At 62.9% G+C, this 24565-nt stretch carries 21 protein-coding genes; 2 read left to right on the top strand and 19 right to left on the bottom strand.

Features of this window, described 5'->3' with window-relative positions; translation table 11 throughout:
- Positions 1-32: 32 nt before the first annotated feature.
- The 13 genes from L8U58_RS02695 to aspS all read right to left on the bottom strand — a co-directional run bounded on the left by L8U58_RS02695 (position 33) and on the right by aspS (position 15088).
- Positions 33-1118 (bottom strand): M24 family metallopeptidase, encoded by a 1086-nt coding sequence (locus tag L8U58_RS02695; RefSeq protein ID WP_269954637.1) that lies wholly within the window; start codon positions 1116-1118, stop codon positions 33-35.
- A 48-nt stretch (positions 1119-1166) separates the two neighbouring features.
- The gene (gene aroQ, locus L8U58_RS02690; RefSeq protein ID WP_034981989.1) at positions 1167-1619 is read right to left on the bottom strand and encodes a type II 3-dehydroquinate dehydratase; all 453 of its coding nucleotides are present in this window, start codon (positions 1617-1619) and stop codon (positions 1167-1169) included.
- A gap of 23 nt (positions 1620-1642) precedes the next feature.
- Positions 1643-2734, bottom strand: a complete 1092-nt coding sequence (gene aroB / locus L8U58_RS02685) for a 3-dehydroquinate synthase (protein WP_043012132.1) — start codon at positions 2732-2734, stop codon at positions 1643-1645.
- 37 nt (positions 2735-2771) lie between these two features.
- Positions 2772-3332, bottom strand: a complete 561-nt coding sequence (locus L8U58_RS02680; RefSeq protein WP_043012133.1) for a shikimate kinase — start codon at positions 3330-3332, stop codon at positions 2772-2774.
- The gene (gene aroC, locus L8U58_RS02675; RefSeq protein ID WP_192817084.1) at positions 3329-4567 is read right to left on the bottom strand and encodes a chorismate synthase; all 1239 of its coding nucleotides are present in this window, start codon (positions 4565-4567) and stop codon (positions 3329-3331) included. Before aroC ends, L8U58_RS02680 begins: the two co-directional genes overlap by 4 nt.
- A 75-nt stretch (positions 4568-4642) precedes the next feature.
- Positions 4643-5098 (bottom strand): prepilin peptidase, encoded by a 456-nt coding sequence (locus L8U58_RS02670; RefSeq protein WP_043012135.1) that lies wholly within the window; start codon positions 5096-5098, stop codon positions 4643-4645.
- A 121-nt stretch (positions 5099-5219) separates the two neighbouring features.
- Positions 5220-6098, bottom strand: coding sequence for a shikimate dehydrogenase (locus L8U58_RS02665; RefSeq protein WP_269954636.1), 879 nt, complete (start codon positions 6096-6098; stop codon positions 5220-5222).
- Positions 6099-6152: 54 nt separating this feature from the next.
- On the bottom strand, positions 6153-7289 hold the full coding sequence (gene mltG / locus L8U58_RS02660) for an endolytic transglycosylase MltG (protein WP_034982147.1): 1137 nt from the start codon (positions 7287-7289) through the stop codon (positions 6153-6155).
- Positions 7290-7388: 99 nt separating this feature from the next.
- Complete coding sequence (ruvX, locus tag L8U58_RS02655) at positions 7389-7856, bottom strand: Holliday junction resolvase RuvX (RefSeq protein WP_269954635.1); 468 nt, start codon at positions 7854-7856, stop codon at positions 7389-7391.
- Positions 7857-7880: 24 nt separating this feature from the next.
- On the bottom strand, positions 7881-10544 hold the full coding sequence (gene alaS / locus L8U58_RS02650) for an alanine--tRNA ligase (RefSeq protein ID WP_034976440.1): 2664 nt from the start codon (positions 10542-10544) through the stop codon (positions 7881-7883).
- Between the two features lie 51 nt (positions 10545-10595).
- Entirely contained in the window at positions 10596-11972 is a 1377-nt protein-coding gene (locus L8U58_RS02645; protein WP_269954634.1) for a replication-associated recombination protein A, read from the bottom strand.
- A gap of 19 nt (positions 11973-11991) precedes the next feature.
- On the bottom strand, positions 11992-13239 hold the full coding sequence (locus tag L8U58_RS02640) for a phosphotransferase (RefSeq protein WP_034974472.1): 1248 nt from the start codon (positions 13237-13239) through the stop codon (positions 11992-11994).
- Positions 13240-13297: 58 nt separating this feature from the next.
- On the bottom strand, positions 13298-15088 hold the full coding sequence (aspS, locus tag L8U58_RS02635; protein ID WP_269954633.1) for an aspartate--tRNA ligase: 1791 nt from the start codon (positions 15086-15088) through the stop codon (positions 13298-13300).
- Between the two features lie 125 nt (positions 15089-15213).
- On the opposite strand from aspS, the gene ypfJ reads away from it, so the two are divergent.
- Positions 15214-16173 (top strand): KPN_02809 family neutral zinc metallopeptidase, encoded by a 960-nt coding sequence (gene ypfJ / locus L8U58_RS02630; RefSeq protein WP_269954632.1) that lies wholly within the window; start codon positions 15214-15216, stop codon positions 16171-16173.
- Positions 16174-16202: 29 nt separating this feature from the next.
- On the opposite strand, the gene L8U58_RS02625 is transcribed toward ypfJ, so the two are convergent.
- The 3 genes from L8U58_RS02625 to L8U58_RS02615 are packed head-to-tail and all read right to left on the bottom strand — an operon-like array spanning position 16203 to position 18739.
- A complete protein-coding gene (locus tag L8U58_RS02625) occupies positions 16203-16778 on the bottom strand; it encodes a hypothetical protein (RefSeq protein WP_269954631.1) in 576 nt (191 codons plus the stop codon).
- Positions 16726-18030: a histidine--tRNA ligase gene (gene hisS, locus L8U58_RS02620; RefSeq protein WP_034968168.1), complete on the bottom strand. Its 1305-nt coding sequence runs from the start codon at positions 18028-18030 to the stop codon at positions 16726-16728. Before hisS ends, L8U58_RS02625 begins: the two co-directional genes overlap by 53 nt.
- Positions 18031-18052: 22 nt before the next feature.
- Positions 18053-18739: an MBL fold metallo-hydrolase gene (locus L8U58_RS02615; protein ID WP_070551420.1), complete on the bottom strand. Its 687-nt coding sequence runs from the start codon at positions 18737-18739 to the stop codon at positions 18053-18055.
- Positions 18740-18852: 113 nt separating this feature from the next.
- Between L8U58_RS02615 and L8U58_RS02610 the strand changes: the two genes are divergently transcribed.
- Positions 18853-19746, top strand: coding sequence for a peptidylprolyl isomerase (locus L8U58_RS02610; protein ID WP_070551423.1), 894 nt, complete (start codon positions 18853-18855; stop codon positions 19744-19746).
- 82 nt (positions 19747-19828) lie between these two features.
- Here the strand turns inward: L8U58_RS02610 and L8U58_RS02605 are convergent, their stop codons facing one another.
- The 3 genes from L8U58_RS02605 to L8U58_RS02595 form a co-directional block, all read right to left on the bottom strand.
- Positions 19829-22096, bottom strand: a complete 2268-nt coding sequence (locus L8U58_RS02605; RefSeq protein WP_034976424.1) for a RelA/SpoT family protein — start codon at positions 22094-22096, stop codon at positions 19829-19831.
- 97 nt (positions 22097-22193) lie between these two features.
- Positions 22194-22739 carry an adenine phosphoribosyltransferase gene (locus L8U58_RS02600; RefSeq protein WP_051892223.1) on the bottom strand — a complete coding sequence of 182 codons (546 nt, stop codon included), beginning with the start codon at positions 22737-22739 and terminating at the stop codon, positions 22194-22196.
- A gap of 109 nt (positions 22740-22848) precedes the next feature.
- The gene (locus tag L8U58_RS02595; protein ID WP_269954630.1) at positions 22849-24543 is read right to left on the bottom strand and encodes an ABC transporter substrate-binding protein; all 1695 of its coding nucleotides are present in this window, start codon (positions 24541-24543) and stop codon (positions 22849-22851) included.
- Positions 24544-24565: the final 22 nt, after the last annotated feature.

Below are 24565 nucleotides of genomic sequence, written 5' to 3'. Positions count from 1 at the left end.
TTTTGCTGCTACAGTCTAGCAGCTGCCCACGCCTAAACGACGATGAGTTCCGTCGGCGAGGCATTGAAGCTCTTAGCTCCGTCGGCGGTGATCACGTACGTGTTCTCAATGCGCAAGCCTGTCTTGCCGGGAATGTAAATGCCGGGCTCGACCGTCACGGTCATGCCTTCCACCAGCTTTTCTTCGGGATTGACGCCCGCCGCTGCCCGCGGGGCCTCATGCACGTCGAGACCCACGCCGTGCCCGGTGGAGTGTACAAAGAACTCCCCGTAACCGGCCTCGGCGATCACGTCGCGGCAGGCGGCATCCACGTTTCGCAGCTCTACGCCCGGGGCCAGAATGGCCTCGCCTGCCTTCTGCGAACGGTACACCACGTCGTAGAGTTCGCGGGCCAGCTCGTCGGGCTCGCCCACGCAGACCGTGCGGGTCTGATCGGAGGCGTATCCATCGAGGTACACCCCAAAGTCCACAGTGACCAGCCCCGGCACGATCTTCTCCCGCGATACCCCTGCGTGGGGCTTTGCAGCGTTCACGCCGCTGGCCAGGATCGTGTCGAAGCTCAGGCCGTCCGCGCCTGCGGTGCGCAGCTGGAACTCCAGCTCCGCCGCTGCCTGGATCTCGGTGATGCCTTCGCGAATGCCGCCGTCCTCGATGAAGGAGCGCCACACGCTATCGGCTAGCTCGCCGGCCTCGGCCAGCGCCGCAACTTCCAGCTCGTCCTTCACCAGGCGCAGCCCTTCGACCACGGATCCCAGCACCGGCGGGTTGCCCAGTGCCTGGGCCTGGCCGTAGTCGAGGCTGGGCTCAACTGCGAAGGACTCCCCCGCCTCCTTGGCAAACTCGGCCGCGCGGTCGAACAGCTTGCGGCCGATCTCGATGCGCACGTCCTCCGGCTCTCCGGTCTCGATGCGCACCTGTGTGTCGTAGCGCCCATCCGTCAGCAACAGGTGCTGGCCGTCTTCGCGGATGACTAACAGCCCGTTGGAGCCGGAGAAGCCGGTGAGGTAACGGACGTTCTTCAAGTCGCTAATCAGCAACCCAGCGTGCTCTGAGTCTTTGACTAGACCTGTGGCCTTGGCGCGGCGGGTGCGGTAGGCGTCAAAAAATTTTATAGACATCAACTCTCCTTAAAGATGTAGCGTTACGCAGGGGCTATGCGGGGGGAGTTATTGGGCGAAATAGCGCAGGGCGGCGACGTAGCCGTAGATACCCATTCCGGCGATCACGCCGCTGGCCAGGGGGCTGAGGTAGCTGCGGTGGCGGAATTCTTCGCGCGCATGGACGTTGGAAATGTGCACCTCCACGAAGCCGGCGCCGTCGGCGATTTCCGCCAGCGCGTCGCGCAGCGCAACGGAGGTGTGGGTGAATCCACCCGGGTTGATGATCACCGCGTTGCCCTCGTCGGCGGCGCGGTGGATGCGATCCAGCAGCTCGCCTTCGTGATTGGACTGGAAGAAGTCGACCGCGATGCCCAGCGCGGTGGCTTCGCGGGCCAGCAGATCCTCCACATCGGCCAGTGTGGTGCTGCCGTACACCTCCGGCTGGCGCTTGCCCAAGCGGTTAAGGTTCGGCCCGTTGATGACGCACACCTTCGGCGCGTTGGTTTCCTCTGCATTCATCGCTGTCTCCAGTCTTTGGGTCTTTAGGCCTCCACGCTAGCGGCATACGCCGCGCGCAGCAGATCTTCGCTGGGGCCTTCCAAGCGGGTGGGCTTGCCGATCTCTTCGAGCACGACGAAGCGAATCTTGCCGCCCTTGTTTTTCTTGTCGCGCCCCATCGCAGCCAGAAGCTCGTCGAGCTCGGCGCCGTTGTAGCTGGTCGCCAAACCTACGGAACTAAGGATGTCGCGGTGACGCCGAACGTCCGCCTCATCCAGCAGCCCAGCTGCCTTGGCCAGCTCCGCCTCGAAGATCATGCCGGCGGCGACCGCCTGGCCGTGGCGCCAGCGGTAGTCCTCGTAATGTTCAACTGCGTGACCATAGGTGTGGCCGTAGTTGAGGATCTCGCGCAGGCTGGACTCCTTCAGATCCACCGCCACTACGTCCGCCTTCACCTGGATGGCGCGGGCGATGAGCTCCGGCAGGCTGCCGCGCGGGTCGAGTGACGCTTCGGGGTCGGCCTCGTAGATGTTTAGGATTTTCGTGTCTGCGATGAAGCCAGCCTTGATGATTTCTGCCGACCCGGCCACCATTTCTTCGCGCGGCAGAGTTTCCAGAACCTCCAGGTCAACGATCACGGCGCTGGGCTCGTGGAATGCGCCGACGAGGTTCTTTCCGGCCGGGGTGTTGATGCCTGTCTTGCCGCCCACGGCAGCGTCCACCATGGCAAGCAAGGTGGTGGGATAGTGCACGACCTTGATTCCGCGCATCCAGGTGGCGGCGATGAATCCGGCCAGATCCGTTGCCGCGCCGCCGCCCAGACCGATGATCGTATCGGCGCGGGTCAGGCCGATGTCCGCACACACGTCCCAGCACTCGGCGGCAGACTGAGCGGTCTTGGCGGATTCGGCATCCTGAATCTCGTGCGTATGCGCGGCGTATCCCGCCTCGGTTAGACGTCCTGCCAGGGTCTTGGCGCGTTCGGATAGCGCAGGCTGGTGGATAATCAGGTAGGTCGCGGTCGCACCGGCAACCTTGAGGATCTCCTGCGCTGCGAAGTCGGTACCGCGGTCGATCACCACATCGTAGGGCGACTGGGAGGCCACGGTGATGCGCTGCTGTTCAAAGGTGTTCATGGGCGGGGATCCTCGTTGGTAATGGTTGCGGGGAAGATTATCGGAAGGCCGGGTCCGGTTGGACGTGATCGCGTTCGTCGAGGCGCTCCAGGCGGATTTCCTCGATGAACATGAGGATGTCCGTGACTACGCGGCGTGGCTCCTTGCCGTCGCAACGCACCATAAAGTTGGAGACTTCCTCGTAGAACGCGGAGCGCTGGGCGAAAAGCTCCTCGTACTTGCTGCGTGGATCGGGGACGTTCAGCAGCGGGCGGGCGTTAGAGCGGGACGTGCGGCGCACTCCCTCGTCGATGGAGACGTTCAGGTACACCACCGTGTGGTCCGCCAACAGTTGGCGGGTGCGCTCGGTGACCACTGCCCCACCGCCAAGGGAAACGATGCCATCGCTGTGCAAAGCCTCAGCGACCACATCGGCTTCCTTTTCCCTAAAGCCGGGCTCCCCCAGCTCCGCCATGATCTGGCTGCAGGTCTTGCCCAGCTTCGCTTCAAGCAGATGGTCGGTATCGACCAATTGAACGTTCAGGGCATTAGCCAGGCGCTTGCCGATCGTGGTCTTGCCAGAGCCGGGAAGCCCAACCAACACCGCGCGGGGACTCATCGACTCTCTCCTACCTCAGCCTGCGCCTCGGACCAGTCCAGCCGGTCATTGACGTACTCCAAGTAGGACTCTACGTTCCGCTTGGTTTCTTCCACAGAGTCGCCACCGAACTTCTGCAGTACGGCGCGAGCCAGCACCAGCGCGACCATGGTCTCTGCGACCACACCGGCGGCGGGTACGGCGCACACGTCGGAGCGTTGGTGGATGCCCGTGGCCGCTTCGCCATTGGCCATATCCACGGTCTTCAGGGCGCGCGGCACGGTGCTGATGGGCTTCATTGCCGCCCGCACCCGTAGCTCCTCGCCGTTGGTCATGCCACCTTCGAGCCCACCGGCGCGGTTGCTCAGCCGACGGACGCCACCATCGTCGGCGGCCTCCATCTCATCGTGCGCTTCAGAGCCGCGGCGGCGAGCTTCCTCAAAGCCATCGCCGATCTCCACGCCCTTGATGGCCTGAATTCCCATCAGGGCCGCTGCCAGTTGTGCGTCCAGTCGCTCCTCGCCCGAAACGTGAGAGCCCAGGCCGATCGGCAACCCCTTCACAACGACCTCCACGATGCCACCTAGGGTATCGCCGGACTTCTTGGCCGCCTTGATTTCGTCGATCATCGACTCCTCGGCCGCTGCATCGAATGCGCGCACCGGAGAAGCATCGATGGCCTCCAGGTCCGCAAACTCGGGGGTGGGGCCCGTGTACGGCTCTGAACGGCCGATGCTGATCACGTGGGATAGAACCTCCACACCCAGCACCTCGCGCAGCAGGGCGCGGGCGAAAGTTCCGGCGGCCACACGAGCGGCAGTTTCGCGGGCGGAGGAACGCTCCAGGATCGGGCGCGCTTCAGCGTGGTTGTACTTCACCATGCCGGAGAAGTCCGCGTGCCCCGGGCGCGGGCGGGTGAGCTTCGCACCACGGCCACTGGACATTTCCTTAGCCACCTCCGGATCGGACTCATCGATCGGGTCGGCGGACATAATCGTGGTCCACTTCGGCCATTCCGTGTTGCCGACCATGATTGCAACAGGGCTGCCCAGCGTCTTGCCGTGCCGCACACCGCCGACAAAGGTGACCTCGTCGGCCTCGAACTTCATGCGCGCACCACGCCCATAGCCCAGCCGGCGCCGAGCGAGTTGATAGGAAACATCTTCCCGAGTAACCGACAGACCGGCCGGGAGGTTCTCAATCAAAGAAATGAGCGCCTGGCCGTGGGATTCACCTGCAGTAGTCCAACGAAGCATAAGAAGCATAATACAGGCCACACACGACCCTAGCCCCACTGACGTGCCCATTAACTAACACCGCGTTAACGGTGCTCACGGCGCAATGAGGATTATTGACGCCACCACCACAATCCCACTGCCCACCAACATCGCCGGGCCGTGCGGTGTGCCCCGGATACGGTCTGCACCCCGGGCGACCCCGGCGGGCGATACGAAAACACAGTGCAGTATGCCACTGAGAGCCATGGCCACGAAGGCCCCCAGCGGATCAGCGATCGAAGCCAACGTGCCGGTCGATAGCGCCAGCTTCGCATCACCTCCCCCGGCCAGCAGACGCGGATGCACGGCGGGAAGCGCAAACGCAATCGCACACCAACCTAAGCCTCCTAGGAAAGCCAGACTATTGGCGCCCGGAATCATCGCGGGCACCGCTGCGGCGACCGCGAAGGCTGGCAGGGTAAGGACGTTGGGTAGTCGGGAGGTGTGGGCGTCAAGAACAAAGAGCGCCACGCCCCACGGCAGAAAGAGGAGCAATAAGCAACAGGCCACAGGCCACGAATGAACGAACACACCTCGGAAAGTAACCGGTAGACCGGACGGCGAGTGCGGTTCTACCCCGGCGGAAAGAGAGCCCTGTGGAAAGCCAAGAGTTTTCCACAGGGCAGAAAAATTAGTCTTGACCCTTGGCGCGCAGCACGGTATCCAACATGATCCCTTCCGGGGCGGAATGCCCCGTGAACAGGCGGAACTGCTCCTCGGCCTGGCCCGCGAGCATGCGCAGCCCATCGGCATGCGGAACCCCCTGCGCGCGAGCGGCGGACAGCAATGGCGTGGGATAAGGGTCGTAGATCACGTCCACAATACCGGCGGCAGAGCACAGAGCGGGCGCTAGCTCCTCGGCAGCGTGGGCGGGGATCGTCGACACAACCACGGCCGCATCGGCGCAGGTCTGGGCGATGTCAGCATCCTCGAAACGGGACCAGGAAAACTTCATGCCCAACGTCTCCACCACGGCCTGCAGGTTCAGGGCTCGCTCGGAACGCGCCAGCACCGTGACCTGGGAAACCCCAGCTGCCGCCAGCGCGGCGACCGCCGGGCGCGCGGTGCCTCCATTGCCGACGATCACCGCGTTGGTGCCCTGCAGAGGATCATCGCCACGCAGGTAGGAAAGGCAGCTGGCCACACCGGCGACGTCAGTGTTGTCCGCCAGCCACTGACCATCGCCCTGCGGAACCAGGGTGTTGGCAGAGCCGATCTCCTGCGCCCGGTTGGTCGCCAGGTCCGCCAGCTCCAGGGCAGCCTGCTTGCCAGGCATCGTCACGGAGAAACCACGGACGTCTGCATCGGATTCGCGGAGAAGGCGGCGGATGTCGCGGGACTCGCCGGCCTCCACGCGGAAGTAGTCCATGTCCAACCCGAGGGCACGGTAACCGACAGTGTGCAGCTCCGGCGACAGCGAGTGCTCGATTGGGCTTCCCAGAACCGCGCAGCGCGGGCCGGACTTTTCCAGGAACTCATCTACCGTCAGCACCAGGCCTGCGGCGGACATACTTTCACACACCCCTATGGTTGAAAAACTAGAGAAATCCTACTGTGGCCGCTGTTAGCGGTTAGAGTCCAGCACGCCGTTCCGGCGGGACTCCTCGATGGCCCTTTCGTGGGCATCGAAGTCGCGGTTGAACACCGTGCGGCCGTTGCGATCCACCGTAACGAAGTACAGCCAGTCGCCGTCCGCCGGGTTCTCAATCGCATGCATCGCCTGCAGGCCCGGGGAGGAAATCGGCGTTTCGGGCAGGCCTTCCTTGGCGTAGGTGTTCCACGGGGTCGGGCGCCTACGATCTTCGTCGGTGGTGGCGACCTCGACCTCGCTCAGGTCGTAGTTGACGGTGGAGTCGAACTCCAGCTTCTGGTTCTCGTGCAGGCGGTTCAGGATCACCCTGGCAACCTTGTCAAAGTCACCCTCGGGAGCCTCGCGCTCCACCAGAGACGCAGCGACAAGCATGTCGTAGGGGCTAAGACCCACCGCCTGTGCGGAGGACAACAACCCGGTGTCCTCGTACTCGCTCTTGGAGGTGTCCAGCAGCGAGGCCAGGATGTCCTTGGCGCTGCTGGTCGGGTCGAACAGGTGCACACCGGGAGAGATCAAACCTTCGATGCGCTTCGGGTCATCGCCGCGAGCCTTCACCGGCTCCAGCGCCCACTCCGCAATGTTTAGCTCTTCCGGCGGGGTTTGCCCGGCGGCCTTCTCCAACTCCTCAACGGAGACGCAGTTGTGCTCGTCCTGGCAGGTCTGTTCTGAAATCAGGGTGAAGATGCCCTTGCGGTTATCACCGCCGACGACCTTCACGTCTTTAAGGGTCAAGCCGTTCGGAATGTCTACCACGCCGCGGCGGCGATCTTCACTGGACAGCCATTCCAGAGCCTTGTCCGCGGACATTTCCTCCTGCAGGGGGTAGTACCCCGCCTGCAGTTCGGGTTCCTTCCGCTCTGCGGCGGACATCAGGGCCCGGCGGGAGCCCACCACGCCCTTTTCCACCAGCTGCGTGGACAGACTGTCTACAGAATCACCCGGACTGACGCGCACCATCACAATGTTGCCGTTGCCCTCACCTGCGTAGTCGCGCACGGCCACCACGTCGCGCTGATACCAGACGTAAGTGCAGGTACCGACCAAAAGTACTACCAGAGCGATCCCTAGCGCCAAGGCGAGTTGCCGGCGACGGCGAAACTTTGGCTGCATGTTACGGGTCGGTCCCATAGGTAAAGGTGGCCTTTCGTACAGGTTGATTTACGCGGGTGTAGATAATACAGCGCCCATTTTCTCACGAATTGATAAATTTTAGGAAAGCGCGCGCCGCCGCGTGTCTAACCACCCCTGCAGGATGTGTACTGCGGCCGCCTGGTCTATTTTCTTTCGGCCTTTTTTACTATTGACGCCAGATGCGTGGAACGCCTGTGTCGCGGCCATCGTAGACATTCGCTCATCCACCATGCGCACAGGAATATCGGGCAGTGCCTCTTTAATCAAGCGGGCAAATTCCTCCGCATTGACGGTGCTCTGAGTATGATTTCCGCGCAGTGCGACAGGAAGCCCGACCACGATTTCCACGACGAAGTTCTCTTCGCAGATTTCCACGACGCGCTGAACGTCAGCGTCGTCGGCACTGGCCTGGATCGTCTCCACCGGGGTGGCCAGGATGCAGTCCGGGTCAGAGATCGCCACGCCGATGCGTACGGTCCCCACGTCCAGCCCCAGCCGCCGCCCCCTTCCGGGGTCGGTGGCGGGATTCGGCTTCTCGGTTTGCATCGGTGACAACTCCCCTGTTGGCGGTTAACCGCGCAGCGCGCCCTTGACTGCCTCGATGGCGGCGGGGATGCCGGCGGCGTCCGAACCAGAGCCCTGCGCCATGGCCGGCTTACCTCCACCGCGACCAGCGACCTTGTCCCCGAAGGTCTTGACCAGCTCACCGGCCTTGATTCCCTTGTCCACGGCGGCATCGTTGACCGCGGCGACGAAGGGGACCTTTTCGCCGTCGACGGAGGCAAAGACCACCACGGCGGGCTCGGAGCCCAGGCGGTTCTTCGCGTCCATGGCCAGGGTGCGCAGGTCACCAGCGGCCACGCCTTCGGGCAGCTGCTCGGCCAGAACCTTGACCTCGCCGATGGTCTCGGCCTTCTCGACCAGCTGGCCGACCTGACCCGCGAGCTGCTGGGTGCGTAGCTGCTGGATCTGCTTTTCGGCGGCCTTCAGCTTGGCGGTGAGGGCATCGATGCGCTCGGGTAGTTCCTCGCTGGGAGTCTTCAGGCTGGAAGCCAGACCCGCGACCAGGGACTTTTCGGTGCTGAGGAAACGGAAGGAATCCATGCCGGTATAGGCCTCGATGCGGCGCACGCCGGAGCCGACGGAGGACTCACCCAGGACGGAGATCGGGCCGATCTGGGAGGAGTGCTCCACGTGGATGCCACCACACAGCTCCATGGAGAACGGACCACCGATTTCCACCACGCGCACCTCGGTGCCGTAGTTCTCGCCGAACAGTGCCATGGCGCCCATGGCCTTGGCCTCTTCCAGGGAGGTCTCAATGGTGTTGACCTGGTAATCACTGTCCACCGCACCATTGGCGATCTCTTCGATTTGGCCCAGCTGGTGCTCGGTCAGCTGCTCGCCGTAGTTGAAGTCGAAGCGCAGGTAACCGGGCTTGTTCATCGAGCCTGCCTGCACGGCTGTCGGTCCCAGCACCTCGCGCAGCGCTGCGTGGATCAGGTGAGTACCAGAGTGCGCCTGGCGGGCCTGGTGGCGCCATGCCTTGTCCACGGTGGCCTGAATCTTCTGGCCCACAGCCAGCTCGCCGCCGCTGACGGTCACGTGGTGCACCCACACCTTCTTGCCGACCTTCTGCACGTCCTCGACGCGCACGGCACCGGAGGTGGAGGTCATCTCGCCACGATCAGCCATCTGGCCACCAGCCTCGGCGTAGAACGGGGTGCGGTCCAGGATCACCTGGGCGGTCGCACCCTCGGTCGCGGTCTCCACCAGCGCGCCGTCGCGGATGATGCCCAGAACGGTGGCCTCGTCGGCCAGGTTCTCGTAGCCGGTAAACACGGTCGGCTGGTTGTCGACGAAGGGGCGGTAGATCGTCTGGTCTACGTGCCCCAGCTTCTTGGCGTTGTTGTCGGCCTTTGCACGGGCCTTTTGCTCGGCCATGAGGTTGTGGAATCCGTCGATGTCGACCTTCAGGCCGGCTTCGGCAGCCATCTCCTGGGTCAGGTCGATCGGGAAGCCGTGAGTATCGTGCAGGGAGAATGCAACGTCGCCCGGCACCGTGTCCTCGCCGCGCTCCTTGGCGCCGGTGACCCAGTTGTCGAACATCTGGGAACCGGATTCCAGGGTCTTCAGGAAGGACTTCTCCTCCGCCAAAGCAACGGAACGGATGCGCTCGTAGTTGTCCGCGATCTCCGGGTAGGAAGGCGTCATGGTCTCCCGCACGGTATCCATGAACTTCTCCAGCGTCTCCCCCGTAGCACCCAACAGGCGGGCGGAGCGGATGATGCGGCGCAGCAGGCGGCGCAGGATGTAGCCGCGGCCTTCGTTGCCGGGGGTCACGCCGTCGAGCATCAGCATCAGGCCGGTGCGCGAATGGTCGGCGATCACGCGGAAGCGCACGTCGTTGGCCTTGTCCGCGCCGTACTTCGCGCCCGTTACTTCCTGGGCAACGTCGATCACGGGGCGCAGCAGGTCGGTCTCGTACACGTTGTCGACGTCCTGCAGGATGCAGGCCACGCGCTCGATGCCCAGGCCGGTATCAATGTTCTTCTTCGGCAGCTTGCCAACGATCTCGAAGTTGCCCTTTCCCAGGCCTTCGCCACGCTCGTTCTCCATGAACACCAGGTTCCAGATCTCGATGTAGCGCGTGTCGTCGACGATCGGGCCGCCTTCCTGGCCGTGCTCCGGCCCGCGGTCGTAGTAAATCTCCGAGCACGGACCACACGGGCCGGGAATACCCATGGACCAGTAGTTGTCCTCCATGCCCAGGCGCTGAATCTTGTGCTCGGGCACGCCGATCTTCTTGTTCCAGATCTCCGCGGCCTCGTCATCGTCGGTAAAGACGGTGACCCACAGGCGCTCCGGGTCCAGCCCCAGGCCGCCTTCCTCTACCGGGTTGGTCAGCAACGTCCAGGCGTGCGTAATGGCGCCTTCCTTGAAGTAGGCGCCGAAGGAGAAGTTGCCCGCCATCTGGAAGAACGTGTTGTGGCGGGTGGTAATGCCGACTTCGTCGATATCCAGGGTGCGCACGCACTTCTGGATGGAGGTAGCCGTGCCGCTTTCGAACGGCGGGTTCTGCTGGCCCAGGAAGTAAGGCTTGAACGGAACCATGCCTGCGTTGACGAACAGAAGGTTCGGATCGTCCAGGATCAGCGAAGCGCTTGGCACCTCGGTGTGCCCGGCCTTGGTGAAGTGCTCAATGAAGCGCTGGCGAATCTCATGCGTTTGCACGTTGGCTTTACCTCGTCAATTTGTGTCGACAGTGTACGGATTGCGTTTATTCTACCCCCGGGTAAGGAAGGAGCGAACGATAGCCCTCAAGCTACTCAAGCGCGCGCCGATGGTCTTTTCGTGCCCGTGGTTCGTCGGCCGGTAATAGACCGCATCGCGCAGGTCTTCGGGCAGGTACTGCTGCGGCACCACACCCTTCGGATCGTCGTGCGGATAGACGTAGCCCACCGCGTTACCCAGTGCTTTTGCGCCTTGGTAGTGCCCGTCGCGCAGGTGGGCTGGCACGGCACCACCCTTGCCCGCCCGCACATCGCCGATCGCCGCGTTGATAGCTGCGATCACGCCGTTGGACTTCGGCGCAGTGGCCAAGTGAATCGTCGCCTGTGCCAGGTTAAGCCGCGCTTCCGGCATGCCGATGAAGCTCACGGCGTGATAGGCGGCCACCGCCACCTGCAGCGCCTGCGGGTCGGCCATGCCGATGTCCTCGCTGGCGTGAATCACGAGCCGACGGGCGATAAAACGCGGGTCTTCGCCACCTTCGAGCATGCGGGCTAGGTAGTGTAGCGCCGCGTCGGGATCCGAGCCGCGGATGGACTTAATAAAGGCACTGGTGATGTCATAGTGCTGATCGCCGTCGCGGTCGTAGCGCACCACGGCCTTGTTCAAGGACTTTTTTACTTGGGACGCCACCAGCTCCCCCACGCCATCTTCCCCATCCAGCTCGACTCCCTCCGCGGCGGCCTCCAGGTATGTCAAACTGCGGCGGGCATCCCCAGCGGCCAGGGCAACAAGCTGATCCATGGCCTCGGAAGTCACGCGCAAACGACCGGCGTACCCGCGCTCGTCGTCGAGCGCGCGCTGGAGCACGGTGCGGATGTCGGCGTCACTAAGAGAAGACAGTTGCACCAACAGCGACCGCGACAACAGTGGCGAGACCACGGAGAACGACGGGTTTTCGGTGGTGGCGGCGACAAGCAGTACCGTCCGATTCTCGACGGCGGCGAGGAGAGCATCCTGCTGGGTTTTAGAGAATCGGTGGACCTCGTCGATAAACAGCACGGTGTGCTCGCCGAGGAGCAGACGCTTCCGGGCCTGTTCGATGATGGCGCGGACTTCCTTGACGCCGGAGTTCAGGGCGCTTAAGGCCTCGAAACGGCGACCGGAGGCCTGGGAGATCAGGCTGGCGATGGTGGTCTTGCCCGTGCCGGGAGGGCCATAGAGGATGACGGAGGTGTCGCCCTGCCCCTCGATAAGCCGGCGCAGCGGTGAACCGGGTCCCAGCACCTTGTCTTGTCCCACCACCTCGTCCAGGTTGCGGGGGCGCATGCGCACCGCCAAGGGCGCGTGGGTGCCAGGGTGGAAGTAGGCCTCGGCTGCCGAGGACTCGGTGCTGGCGCCCTTGTCCGGCTGCGAAAAAAGATCATCCACGGGCTCGGACCTCGCCTCGCTAGTCGGCGCGCTCGTGCGGGAACGCGCCCAGCTGTGCCAGAACCTTCAGCAGTACCCCTGCGAAGGCGCCGACGGCCTCGAAGTTGCTGGAATCGCGGCGACGGGAGAAACGCTGGATCGCCTCTACGGTCGTGGCAAGATCCTCCAGCTGCTCCTCTGACATGTGGCGAAGAGAGCGCGAGACTTCCTGGTTATCGGGATCCTCGCCGAAGACGAAGGAGGAGTGCTCGGCGACGGACAGCCGGCCGTAGTACATCATGATCAGCGACAGGAAAGCCCAGCCGATGAGGGCGGACATGACCCAATCGTGGAACACCTCGTCGTCCGAGAGCACCGGCCAGATGTGTTGCGCCTCCGCGCGCCAGGCGGCCAGGAACTCCGTGGTCTCGGGCTCGTCCAAGCTCGGGGTGGAGTTGTCCTGCGGAAAGCCCGCGACCACGCACGCGACGTCGAAAGCAGCATCGCGGAAGCCCGCCCATTCGTAGTCCAGCAACACGACATTGGTCGTGAGCATCACATTGTCCGGCGCAAGGTCGAACGGAGTAAAGACCTGGTACTCAGACTTGGTCTGGCGCTCCGCGGCCTCCATGGCGTAGCGCTGCACCACCGGATCGATGGTCAGGCCGTTGGTGGTCATCAGCTCCACACCCGATTCGATGAGCTCGCCGACGTTGATATCGGATTCCTGGATCGCCTCGGGGCTGATGTGATGGCGCTGGCACTGACGGCGCATCAGCGTGGTGTAGGAATCGGCGCCACCGAAGGTCGCGGCGTGCATCTTGCCCAGGGAACGCCCCAGCTTGCGCAGTGCGCCCGTGCGCGCTTTCGAATCCTGCAGCGTCAGCACGTCGGTGAAGCTGGTGCCATCACCCGCGTCCGACAACACCAGCAGGCGCTGGTTAATGTCGTAAGCCAACAGCACCGGGCCGGGGCGCACGGACTCGGCCAGGGTGTTGGTGTACTGGTAGGCCACAACCTCGCGCAGCATGCCTAGTGCGTCCGGACCGAAGTCCTCCCCACCATCGGTGGCCTTAGCTGCCACGGGCTCGCCGACCTTCTGCGGCGGCAGCTGCTTGATAACGACCGTGCGCTCCTGCAGGAACGGGTCGGCGGAAAGTCGGCACCGCAGAACCATCGAGGAACCACTGCCACCCAGATCCTCCGGATCGCTGAGTTCAGGGGAACCTCCAAAGCGAGCCACTAGTAGAGCTGTGGCCGCTTCGACGGTGGACTCGACTGATTGCACTTCTCTTCGCCTATTTCCTCGTGTGGGTTGCTAGCAGGCAGGGATAAGCCTTGCAGGGCTAGGCCTTCTTATCCTTCTTCGGCTTGAAATCAATGCCGGATTCCTTGCGCTGTGCCGCGGAAATCTCACCCGGGGCGTCGGTCAGCGGATCAACACCACCGCCGGACTTCGGGAATGCGATGACATCGCGGATGGAATCGAAGCCGCCCAGCAGGGAGACGATGCGATCCCAGCCGAAAGCGATACCGCCGTGCGGCGGGGCGCCGAAGGCGAAGGCGTCCAGCAGGAAGCCGAACTTCTCGCGAGCTTCCTCCTCGCTGATTCCCATGACCTTGAACACGCGCTCCTGGACGTCGGGCTGGTGGATACGGATAGAACCGCCACCAATCTCGTTGCCGTTACACACGATGTCGTAGGCGTAGGCCAGGGCCTCGCCCGGGTTCTCGTCGAAGTTGTCTAGGTATTCCGGTTTCGGGGAGGTAAAGGCGTGGTGCACGGCGGTCCAAGCGGAGTTGCCCAGGGCCACGTCGCCGGAGGCGGTTGCGTCTGCAGCCGGTTCGAACAGAGGGGCATCCACGACCCAGGTGAAGGCCCAGTCGCCTTCCTTGATCAGACCCAGCTTGTTAGCGATCTCGCCGCGGGCAGCACCCAGCAGGGCACGGGACGGCTTGGTCTCGCCCGCGGCGAAGAAGATGCAGTCGCCCGGCTTCGCGCCGACGTGCTCGGCGATGCCTGCGCGCTCTTCGGCGGTGATGTTCTTGGCCACCGGGCCCGACAGCTCGCCGTCTTCGCCCACCAGGATGTAGGCCAGGCCCTTAGCGCCGCGTTGCTTAGCCCATTCCTGCCACGCATCCAGCTGACGACGGGGCTGATCGGCGCCGCCTTCCATCACAACGGCACCGACGTACTCGTTCTGGAACACGCGGAACGTGGTGTCCTTGAAGAACTCGGTGCACTCGGTGATCTGGATGTCGAAGCGCAGATCCGGCTTGTCGGAGCCGTAGTACTTCATCGCATCGGCGTAAGTCATGCGCGGGATTGGGGTGGAGATCTCGTAGCCGATCTCCTTCCAGATAGCCACCAGGATTTCCTCGGCCAGGGAGATCACGTCTTCCTGGTCGACGAACGACATCTCGACGTCCAGCTGAGTGAACTCCGGCTGACGGTCGGCGCGGAAGTCCTCGTCGCGGTAGCAGCGGGCGATCTGGTAGTAGCGCTCCATGCCAGCCACCATCAGCAGCTGCTTGAACAGCTGCGGAGACTGCGGCAGGGCGTAGAAGGTGCCCGGGCGCAGACGCGCCGGCACCAGGAAGTCACGAGCGCCCTCCGGGGTGGAGCGCGTCAGCGTCGGGGTCTCGATCTCCGTGAAGTCGTGGTTGGCCAACACACCGCGGGCAGCCTGGTTAACCCGGGAGCGCAGGCGCAGCGCATCGCCCTGGGTCTTGCGGCGCAAGTCCAGGTAGCGGTACTTCAGACGAGTCTCCTCGCCCACCTCGCCGGAGGATGAGGGATCGTCGATCTGGAACGGCAGCGCCGCAGCCTCGTTCAAAACCTCGAGCTCGGAGACATTAACCTCGATGCCGCCGGAAGCCAGGTTCGGGTTCTCCGACCCCTCCGGGCGAGCCTCCACCACACCGGTGACCTTGAGGCAGTACTCGCTGCGCAGGTCGTGTGCGCGCTCGGCTACCTCGGACTCACGGAAGACGACCTGTGCCACGCCGGTGCGGTCGCGCAGATCGATGAAAATGACGCCACCGTGGTCGCGTCGGCGACCAACCCATCCGGTCAGGGTCACTTCATCGCCGATATTTTCTGGGCGCAGTTCGCCCGCAAGGTGTGTGCGCAGCACGTTCCTATAAGTCCTTCCTCGTATTAAGCTCTCTAGCTTTCAGCTTTTCTAGCCTTTATCGACCTTATAGCCTACCTTGTCCCCATAGGGCTGTATACGGCGCCCGGGTATGGCACGATTCACTTGTGACTTTTAACAACAATCTGAACAACTATTCCGACCGTGGACAGCGCGGAGGTAGCGGCTCCGGCGGAGGCGGTTTCGGCCTCGGGGGCGGGGGTGGCAACCAAGGTGGGGGCGGTGGCCTTTTTACCGGCCTACTTTTTGGCGCCCTCGCCCGCCGCTTCGGCATTCCGGGAATCATCGTTGCCGCCATTCTGGTGTTCCTCTTTAACGGCGGACTCGGCATGTTGGGTGGAAACAATGCCTCCGACCAGAGTGCGGGCGTCAGTAACAGTAGGCAGGGTGAAGGCTTCGAGCACTGCAAGACCGCCGATGACGCGAATAAGAACGACGACTGCCGAATCCTGGCGACCGCGACTTCCGTCGACGATTTCTGGGGTCGAGCACTTCCCGAGGAGGCCGGGATCGATTACACCAAGCCGGGGCTTGTGATTGCCGAAGGCCAAACCAGTACCAAGTGCGGATCGGCAAACCTCGCCAACACCGGGCCTTTTTACTGCCCGGGCGACGAGACGGTGTATATGTCCACGCCCTTCTTTAAGGAGCTAAAGCAGATGGGCGGTTCCGATGGATCGTTCGCGCAGATGTACGTCACCGCCCACGAGTTCGGCCACCACATCCAGCAGCTGGAAGGGAACCTGGGGCTAAGCGACTACGACAATCCAGGCGAGGACTCCAATGCGGTGAAAATGGAAGTCCAAGCCGACTGCTACGCCGGTGTGTGGGCCCAGAACGCAGATAAGGGCGAGGGAGCTCTCTTGGAGCCCCTCACCCAGGAGCAGGTCGAGCAGGCAATTAAGACCGCCCGTGCCATTGGTGATGACGCCATCCAGTCCAGCGCCGGCCAGGAAGTTAACCCTGACAAGTGGACCCACGGATCCTCAAAGATGCGCGTGGAATGGTTCATGCGCGGCTACCAGGGCGGCACCATGAAGTCCTGCCACCAGGACTTCCAGCGCTAGTCGCCCGGGTTTGCCGCTAGTCCCCGTGGTTAGCGCTGCGGCGGCAGGAACGGGCGCAGCCAATTCGGAACCATGTGAGCCGGAATCAGGTGGTTGACCCAACCCCACAGACCCGCCCCCGCGGTGCCCAGTGCGATGACGCCCAGCATGATCGTGGTGATGATGCCCGCCTTCGACGAGCCGTCGAGACCCGGCTTGGAGCTATCGGAGGAACCAGAGGATCCACCCGGCTTCCCCGGTTCCGGAGCCGGCTTGGGATCCGCACCCGGTGCGTTAAAACCGACCTTGATCGGATCGTGGTCCGACGCGCGGAACACGTTCTCCTCATAGAAATCAACCACGTTGTTGTTGCGACGAGAGTACTCGAACGCAACGGACTCGTCAGCGTTAATGTCCCACACGTCAGCGCCGGTGGTCAGCTTCGTAGCCTTTTCATTCGCCAGCACGTGATCCAGCGAGCCGACACGGCCACCGAACTGGTAAGAATGACCCGCCTCGTACTTGCCCTCCAGGTTGGTAAAGCCAGCCTCTTCGATGATGCGGATGGCATCTCTAAGCCTCGGCCGTCTTTTCCTCCAGCAGCTCCACCACCGCTGCCAGATCAATCTGCTGCTGTTCGTGCGCCGCCAGATCCTTGACCGTCACTGTTCCCTCGGCCAGCTCCTTGTCACCGAGCACTAGAGCGTACAGCGCACCTGCGCGGTCGGCGCCCTTCATCGCCCCCTTCAGACCGCGGTCGCCGTAGGACATGTCGGCGGAAATACCGCGGCCACGCAGGTCGTTGACGATACTCACCATGCGGCGCTTGGCCTCTGCGCCCAGTGCCACGCCGTAGACATCGACCCTTCTTCCTGTGGACGCCTTCTTCTCCTCCGCTTCCAGCGCCAGCAAGGCTCGGTCGACTCCCAAGCCGAAGCCGATTCCAGAAAGGTCCTGCCCGCCCAGCTGCGCCATCAAGCCGTCGTAGCGGCCACCGCCACCGATTCCAGACTGCGCCCCCAGGCCGTCGTGAACGAATTCGAAGCAGGTCTTGGTGTAGTAGTCCAGGCCGCGCACCATCCGGGGGTTGATGGTGTAGCCAACGCCTAGGTCATCCAGCAGGCCAGTCACGGTCTCAAAGTGCTCGCGGGAAGAATCGCTGAGGTGATCCAGAATCAAAGGTGCCTCGGCCAGCATCTCCTGCATTTCAGGCCGCTTGTCGTCCAGGACCCGCAGCGGGTTCAGCTGCGCGCGACGCTGGGTTTCCTCATCCAGCGGCAAGGTAGCCAGGAAGTCCTGGAGTTTCTGGCGGTAGGCAGGGCGATCCTCCCAATCGCCCAGGCTGGTCAGTTCCAAGCGGAAGCCGTTCAGACCAATGGAGGTAAAACAGCGGTGTGCCAGCGCGATGACCTCGGCATCCAGCGCGGGATCGTCCACGCCGATGGCCTCCACACCAACCTGCTGGAGCTGGCGGTAGCGCCCCGCCTGCGGGCGCTCGTAGCGGAAGAAGGGACCGTTGTAGACCAACTTGACCGGCAGCTGCCCTCGGTCCAAGTTGTGTTCAATGACGGATCGCATGACGCCCGCCGTTCCCTCCGGCCGCAACGTCACCGAACGCCCACCCCGGTCTGCAAAGGTGTACATTTCCTTCGACACGACGTCCGTCGACTCGCCCACGCCACGGGCGAACAGTGAGGTCTCCTCGAAGATCGGCAGCTCTACGTGCTCGTAGCCCGCGGCATGCGCGGCACTGGTAAAGGCATCCTTGACCGCCTTAAACTCCGCGGATGTCGGCGGCACGTAGTCCGGCACGCCCTTGGGCGCGCTCAGCGCGGTGAACTTCTGGGCCTTCTGTTGCTTCTTGTCGCTCTCAGTCACAAAAGATCAGTGTACTGCACCGCTATTTCACTGCTGCCAGGAAGCTATTAGTGCGCTTTTCTTCCCCAATGGTGGTGTGCGGGCCATGTCCCGGCAACACGATGTCGCCGTCGGCGAAATCAGTGGTGAGCTTCTTCAGGCTCAGCATCATGTCCTCCGGCGAGCATCCCGGCAGATCTGTGCGGCCTACTCCCCCGCGGAACAGCACGTCCCCACCGAAGATCAGACCATTCACGCGGAACATCACGTGCCCGGGCGAGTGGCCCGGCATGTGGTGGATCTCGAACTCCGCGCCACCGATACTGATGGAATCCCCCAGAGGGCGGATGTCCTCGATCTTCGGCATGTTTGCTACATCGAAAGGCTGCGCCAGCGGGCTGGCCGCCTGATCCATCTCCAGCATAAAGCGGTCGAGCTCGTGGACGTACACAGGCACTCCGAATGCACCTGCGTCGCGGATGTGGTCAATGTGCCCGTGGGTTAGCACGACCTTCTCCACGAAGAACCTATTCTCCTCAGCGAGCCTTTGGATATGGGCAAAAGCACCCAGGCCAGGGTCTATAACGACCGCCGGGGAGGTTTCCCCCGAGGTGGCGTCCGAACCATCAATCACCACATAACAACTGGTTTCGAAAGGTCCGGCGGGAAAGCTCAAGATCTGGGTGCTCTCCGGAAGGTCAACGGGGCTGGGCGCGCTATCGGTGCTCATGCCACTACAGCCTAGCGAAAAGCGCCGAAACCACTCGCCCCCTTCACACTATCCGGGCATCGCATGAGGCATAATGGATCACCGTATCTAGCACAAGAAAGGCTCTAGAAGACGTGTCTGATTCGCCTGACAAGAATAACTACCCTAACTCCGCCTACCGCGACGAGGCGCTGGACGAGCTATCCAAGGCCCTCAAGTCCCGCGAGCGCAAGGCAAAGGTCGCGCCGCTGGGCGTGGTCGCCGCAACTCTGGCCGTACTGGTCGTGATTGTCGGTGGTATCTGGTTCGCCTCCACCTACAGCTCCGACGAGAACGAAGACCAGGTCGCAGAGAGCGAACAGCAGGATGAGCAGACCAAGCAGAGCGAAGAGAAGGACATCAAACCCGCATCTCTGCCGCGTGGCCCGAAGGAGCCCTATGGAGTGACGGTGAAGTGCGAGTACAAGAAGGACCCTCAGGGCAAGCTCAGCAAGGCCGGGCTGCCGAATGGCGATGGAGTCCAGTCCCAGGGCACCGAGAAGGTCACCTTAACCATGAACGGTCAGAAGGTTGGCCTGGAGCTGGAGAACAGTGTTTCCCCGTGCACCACGAACTCCTTCAAGCACCTGGTGCAGAAGAAGTTCTATGACTCCACGAAGTGCCACCGCTCCGTGAAGTCCGACTCCATGACGATCCTGCAGTGCGGCGACCCGGAGGCCAGCGGTGCCGGCGGCCCGGGCTACTCCTTCGCTGACGAATACCCGCTCAACGGTGTGGATAAGGACAAGGCCCAGCAGCCCGTTAACTACAAGCGCGGAACCCTGGCGATGGCCAACAGCGGTCCGAACACCAACGGAAGCCAGTTCTTCCTGGTCACCGGCGATACCACCCTGCCACCGAGCTACAACATCTTCGGCACCATCGACAAGGCTGGGCTGAAGGTTCTGGACAAGTTGATGGAGAAGGCTCCGGAGGGCGATGCTGCTCCGACCGAGGACATCAACATCGAGTCCGCCGTGCTGGGCTAGAACCGGGCACACCAGCGCCCGGGCACCCCGGCGCCATCGTGCATCGGTGCCCTGGCGCCTCAGCGCTCTAGCGTTTCCCGGCTTAACCGCCGGTGGTCACGCGATAGACGTCGTACACGCCTTCGACGTTGCGCAGCTGGTTCATCATGTATCCCAGCTGCTTCGTGTCCGAGACCTCGAACGTGAACCGGATCGTCGCCACCCGATCGCCCGCAGTATGCGAATTGGTGGCGATGATCGGCACCTTCTGCTCCGAGACCACGCGCGTGACATCGGATAGCAACCCATTCCGATCCAGGCCTTCGATCTGGATCGTGACCATAAACACCGCATTGTGGAAGCTGCTGGCCCACGAGACCTCGATGATCCGCTGCGGTTCCTGATGCAGCTTCTCTGCGTTGGTGCAGTCCGTGCGGTGCACACTGACTCCCCCGCCCTTGGTGATGAAGCCAAAGATCTTGTCCCCCGGTACTGGGGTGCAACACTTCGCCAGCTTCGCCGAGAAGTCTGCCTCTCCCTGCACCAGAATTCCCGAGCCGTCGCCGCGCCCCTCCTGCGGAGTATTCGCGATCTTTGAGGTGGCCGAGCCGGACTGCAGAACATCGTCCGCCTCGGACTCCGGCTCCAAGCCCTCTACCAGGCGGTGGCACACGTGGCCCGGGGTGATCTCTCCCCTACCGATCGCCGTGTACAGCGCATCAACATCCGAATAGTTCAGGTCGCTGGCCAGCATCCGCAGGGATTCGTGGGTGAACAGTCGGTGCACTGCCAGCCCGCCGCGCTGCGCCTCGGCCGCCAGCATGTCGCGGCCCTTCTCCGCCGCTTCTTCCCTCCGTTCCTTGGCGAACCACTGGCGGATCTTCGCCTTCGCCCGGGGCGATACGACGATGTTCATCCAGTCCTTCGACGGCCCGGAGTTCTGATCCTTGGAGGTAAACACCTCCACCTTGTCGCCAGTCTTCAGCTTCGATTCCAGCGCCACCAACTTGCCGTTGACCTTCGCACCAATGCAGCGGTGGCCGATCTCCGTATGCACGGCGTAGGCAAAGTCGATGGGCGTGGACCCGTTCGGCAGCGTAATCGCATCGCCCTTGGGTGTGAACACGAAAATCTGGTTCGTCGATAGGTCGTAGCGCAGCGAATCTAGGAACTCGTTGGGGTCCGCGGCTTCCTTCTGCCAGTCCAGCAGCTGGCGCATCCACGCCATCTGATCGACTTCCTGAGACTCGCTGTTGTTGTTACCGCGGGTTTCCTTGTACCGCCAGTGCGCCGCAATGCCGTATTCGGCGTTGTGGTGCATTTCGTGGGTGCGGATCTGCACCTCCAGCGGCTTAGTGTCGGGGCCGATCACCGTCGTGTGCAGCGACTGGTATACGCCGAAGCGTGGCGCGGAAATATAGTCCTTAAACCTTCCCGGCATCGGCTGGTAAATCGTGTGGATCGCACCGACAGCGGCATAGCAATCCTTCACGTTATCGACCAGAATGCGCACACCCACCAGGTCGAAGATCTCGTCAAAGTCGCGCCCGCGCACAATCATCTTTTGGTAGATCGACCAGTAGTGCTTGGGTCGGCCTTCCACCGTGGCGTGCAGCGAGCTGCGGGACATGGCCAGCTCGATCTCCTGCTTGACCTTGGCCAGGTACTGGTCGCGCTTCGGGGCACGGTCGGCCACCAGCCGCACGATCTCTTCGTACTTCTTGGGATACAGGATCGCAAAGGCCAGATCCTCGAGTTCCCACTTGACCGTTGCCATGCCCAGGCGGTGCGCCAGCGGGGCAATAACTTCTAGGGTTTCCCGTGCCTTCTTCGCCTGCTTCTCCGGCGGCAGGAAGCGCATGGTGCGCATGTTGTGCAGGCGGTCGGAGACCTTGATCACCAGCACGCGCGGATCCTCGGCCATCGCGACGATCATCTTGCGGATGGTCTCTGCCTCCGCCGCAGAGCCCAGCACCACTTTGTCGAGCTTCGTCACCCCGTCCACCAAGCGCGCGACCTCGGAGCCGAAATCGCGGGAGAGATCCGCCAGCGAATACTCCGTGTCCTCCACTGTGTCGTGCAGCAGCGCTGCGACGACGGTGGTGGTATCCATGCCGATCTCGGCGGCGATGGTTGCCACGGCCAGCGGGTGGGTGATGTATGGCTCGCCCGATTTCCGCTTCACGCCTTCGTGCAGCTTCTCTGCGGTGGCGTAGGCACGGTTTAGCAGGGCGAGGTCGGCTCTCGGGTGGAAGCGCCGATGCACGGAGATCAGCGGCCCCAGCACAGGGTTGATCTTAGGTTTACCGGTGCCGGTGAGGCTGCGCGCGATGCGAGCCGCCATCCACAGCGACCCCTTTTCGTTACTCATTGCCGCTCTACCCTGCCTCTTAGTCTTTAGCTCGATCTATTGAGTTGTGCCGTGCTCTTTTATTGACGCCACCCGCGGCTCCGCCGCCGGGACGAGTTTAACGGGCCTGATCGACCACGTAGAGCGGCAGATCCTTTAGGCGATCCCGACCGTCCAGCGCGGCTACCTCTAGCACCACGCCGAGGCCACACACGTTGGCACCAGCTTTTTCCAGCAGTTCCCGGGAGGCGCTGAGGGTACCGCCGGTTGCAAGGACATCGTCGATAAGAAAAACATTCTTGCCGTGCAGCGGAATCGCGTCCCCGGCGGGGATCTCTAGAGCAGCCGTGCCATATTCCAAAGCGTAGTCCACGTGGTGAACCGGGGGTGGCAGTTTGCCACCTTTGCGTACTGCCAGAATGCCCACTCCGAGCTCATAGGCCACGGCGCTACCCAGCAGAAAGCCGCGGGCGTCCAGTCCGCCGATGAGGTCAATGTCGAAGTTGCGGCAGTGATCCGCCAGATCCTTGACCAGCAGCCTAAAGGCCTCTGGGTCAGCTAGCACCGGGGTTAGGTCCTCGAACACAATCCCCCGGGAGGGGAAGTCGGGGACGATACGGATCAGTCGGCGCAGCGCCTGGGAGGCAGTTTCTGTGGATGTCAAAGCTCTACAGTCCTCTTTTCTGAACAAGCTAGCTGGTGTGGCAGGTAACCCGTACCACTCTAACGCCACCCTCAGGCTCGGCGCTGCAGGGCGGGGTTAATCTTCAGGGTTATTTTTCCGGCGCCTTAGATTTTTCCTCGGTAGCCATTCCGGCACCCTCGTCGTCCCCGGTATCCTTCGCGTCATCGGAAGCACGCCCCGTGGATACGGGCTCATCGGCCTCGACCCATCGGTCCATGTTCCAGCTCACCCCAGTGTCGGATGAACTGTCTAGAACATTCGCCGCATGCACCTCCGCCAAGACGGTCCGCGGTTCCGTGATCAGGGGCAGCGTCAGAGCGTCCTCAGCCAGGGTGTGCTCCGCAACGCGGATCTCCTTCAGCGTGGAAGATTCCGTGGCGTTAACCGCCGAATTCCTGCCCGCTGCAGAGCGGGTGTCTAGCGCAACGTCGTAGTCCACGCCAAGCAGTCCATAGTCCTCTGCCTTCCGGGGCACAGGCTGGATCTCCACGCCAGCCTTGGAGCACTGATCCTTGAGGGCGTCAAAAATCTTTCGATAGCGCGGCACGCTGTCCAGGAAGCCGATCCGGATGGTCAAACCCTGCAGGGACGGACGGGCTGCCTCGATGTCGGTCGCGGTGTTCCGACGGTTGATGTCCTCGAGGTACTCCCGCAACGGGTGGGTCGTGCCGAGGATTCGCAGGCCGGTGGGTTCCACCGCAGCGCCGGTGTCCTTTTCCACCGTCTTCGCAATGGCCGTGCGATCGATGCAGGAGTTCAGGGCGCGGCGCGTCGCCGGATCCTGCAGGATCCCGAGGTCGGAGATCCGCAGTGTGTCGACGCGCTGGGAATGCGCCTCCACCACGCGGTAATCATCGCCGTTAAGACCCAGGTCACCAGCGAGCTTGCCGGGCTTATCACCGGATCCGCGGTTGATGTCCACGACGGAAAGCTGGTTGTGCTCCCCCAGGCTCTTCACATCCGCGTCGTGCGGCCACAGGTAGACCGGCGATTGGTTGGCCTCAACGCCCTTCCACTCGGGGTTCTTCTCCAGCTTCAACGACCCGTTGTCCTCCCGGGCGCCGATCTTGTACGGCCCAGAGGTAGGAACCTCAGCCGGGTCGGTCTTGTGGAAGTTAAACACGTCCTGCCAGGCCTTGCCCAGTTCCGTCAGTGCCTGTTCATCGGCACTATCGATGGCAGCCACCACGTTTTCCACTCCGGCCTTCTGCGCCACAGTATGGGAGGGCAGCACCGTGCCCGGGCCGAATAGTTCGCGGTAGCGGCTACCCCGCTTCTCCGCGAAATGCACGCTGAACTTCTTCGCACCGGCGGCGCAGTCCACGCGCTCTACCTGCCCAAACAGCGGCATGTCGGAGTTAAAGAGATCTGCGCGCTTGCTGGCCTGGTAGGCCAACAGAAAATCGTCGCATACTACGGGCTTGGAATCGGAGTAGCTGGCCTTTTCGTTGATGGTGTAGTCGACCCGCCGGGGGTCATCCTGGCCCGGCTTGGCCGTCACTAGGTCCCCGTTGGGCAGGTTCTGTCCTCTGGAACCAGCGATGAAGGCCCCCGGGTACAGCCGGGCGGAAATCTTCGCAGCATCCGTCGCCACGCCGACAGCGGTGCCGGCGTTGGAGGTCACCAGGTCGCTCGTCAACACGTACCCAAACTGCTCCGGTGCCGGCTTCAGCCCGCTACCCTCGGAGCAGGCCGCCAGACCTCCCGCGGTCAGCGCGGCAGTTAGTGCCAGCGCCGCGGTGGCCGTGGTTGTGTGCTGTGCTGCGCGCCGCCTGCGAATCACTGCCTGCCTCCTCAACTCTTCT

This window comes from Corynebacterium macclintockiae (genome assembly GCF_027570165.1).
GTDB lineage: Bacteria > Actinomycetota > Actinomycetes > Mycobacteriales > Mycobacteriaceae > Corynebacterium > Corynebacterium macclintockiae.
The sequence above is the reverse complement of the archived record's forward strand: the minus strand, read 5'-3'. Positions and strand labels throughout refer to the sequence as shown.

Excerpts from the sequence above, each read along its gene's own strand:
- L8U58_RS02695 (WP_269954637.1), bottom strand. The coding sequence starts at position 1,118 with ATGTCTATAAAATTTTTTGACGCCTACCGCACCCGCCGCGCCAAGGCC.
- aroQ (WP_034981989.1), bottom strand. The coding sequence starts at position 1,619 with ATGAATGCAGAGGAAACCAACGCGCCGAAGGTGTGCGTCATCAACGGG.
- aroB (WP_043012132.1), bottom strand. The coding sequence starts at position 2,734 with ATGAACACCTTTGAACAGCAGCGCATCACCGTGGCCTCCCAGTCGCCC.
- L8U58_RS02680 (WP_043012133.1), bottom strand. The coding sequence starts at position 3,332 with ATGAGTCCCCGCGCGGTGTTGGTTGGGCTTCCCGGCTCTGGCAAGACC.
- aroC (WP_192817084.1), bottom strand. The coding sequence starts at position 4,567 with ATGCTTCGTTGGACTACTGCAGGTGAATCCCACGGCCAGGCGCTCATT.
- L8U58_RS02665 (WP_269954636.1), bottom strand. The coding sequence starts at position 6,098 with ATGTCCGCCGCAGGCCTGGTGCTGACGGTAGATGAGTTCCTGGAAAAG.
- mltG (WP_034982147.1), bottom strand. The coding sequence starts at position 7,289 with ATGCAGCCAAAGTTTCGCCGTCGCCGGCAACTCGCCTTGGCGCTAGGG.
- ruvX (WP_269954635.1), bottom strand. The coding sequence starts at position 7,856 with ATGCAAACCGAGAAGCCGAATCCCGCCACCGACCCCGGAAGGGGGCGG.
- L8U58_RS02615 (WP_070551420.1), bottom strand. The coding sequence starts at position 18,739 with ATGAGCACCGATAGCGCGCCCAGCCCCGTTGACCTTCCGGAGAGCACC.
- L8U58_RS02605 (WP_034976424.1), bottom strand. The coding sequence starts at position 22,096 with ATGAGTAACGAAAAGGGGTCGCTGTGGATGGCGGCTCGCATCGCGCGC.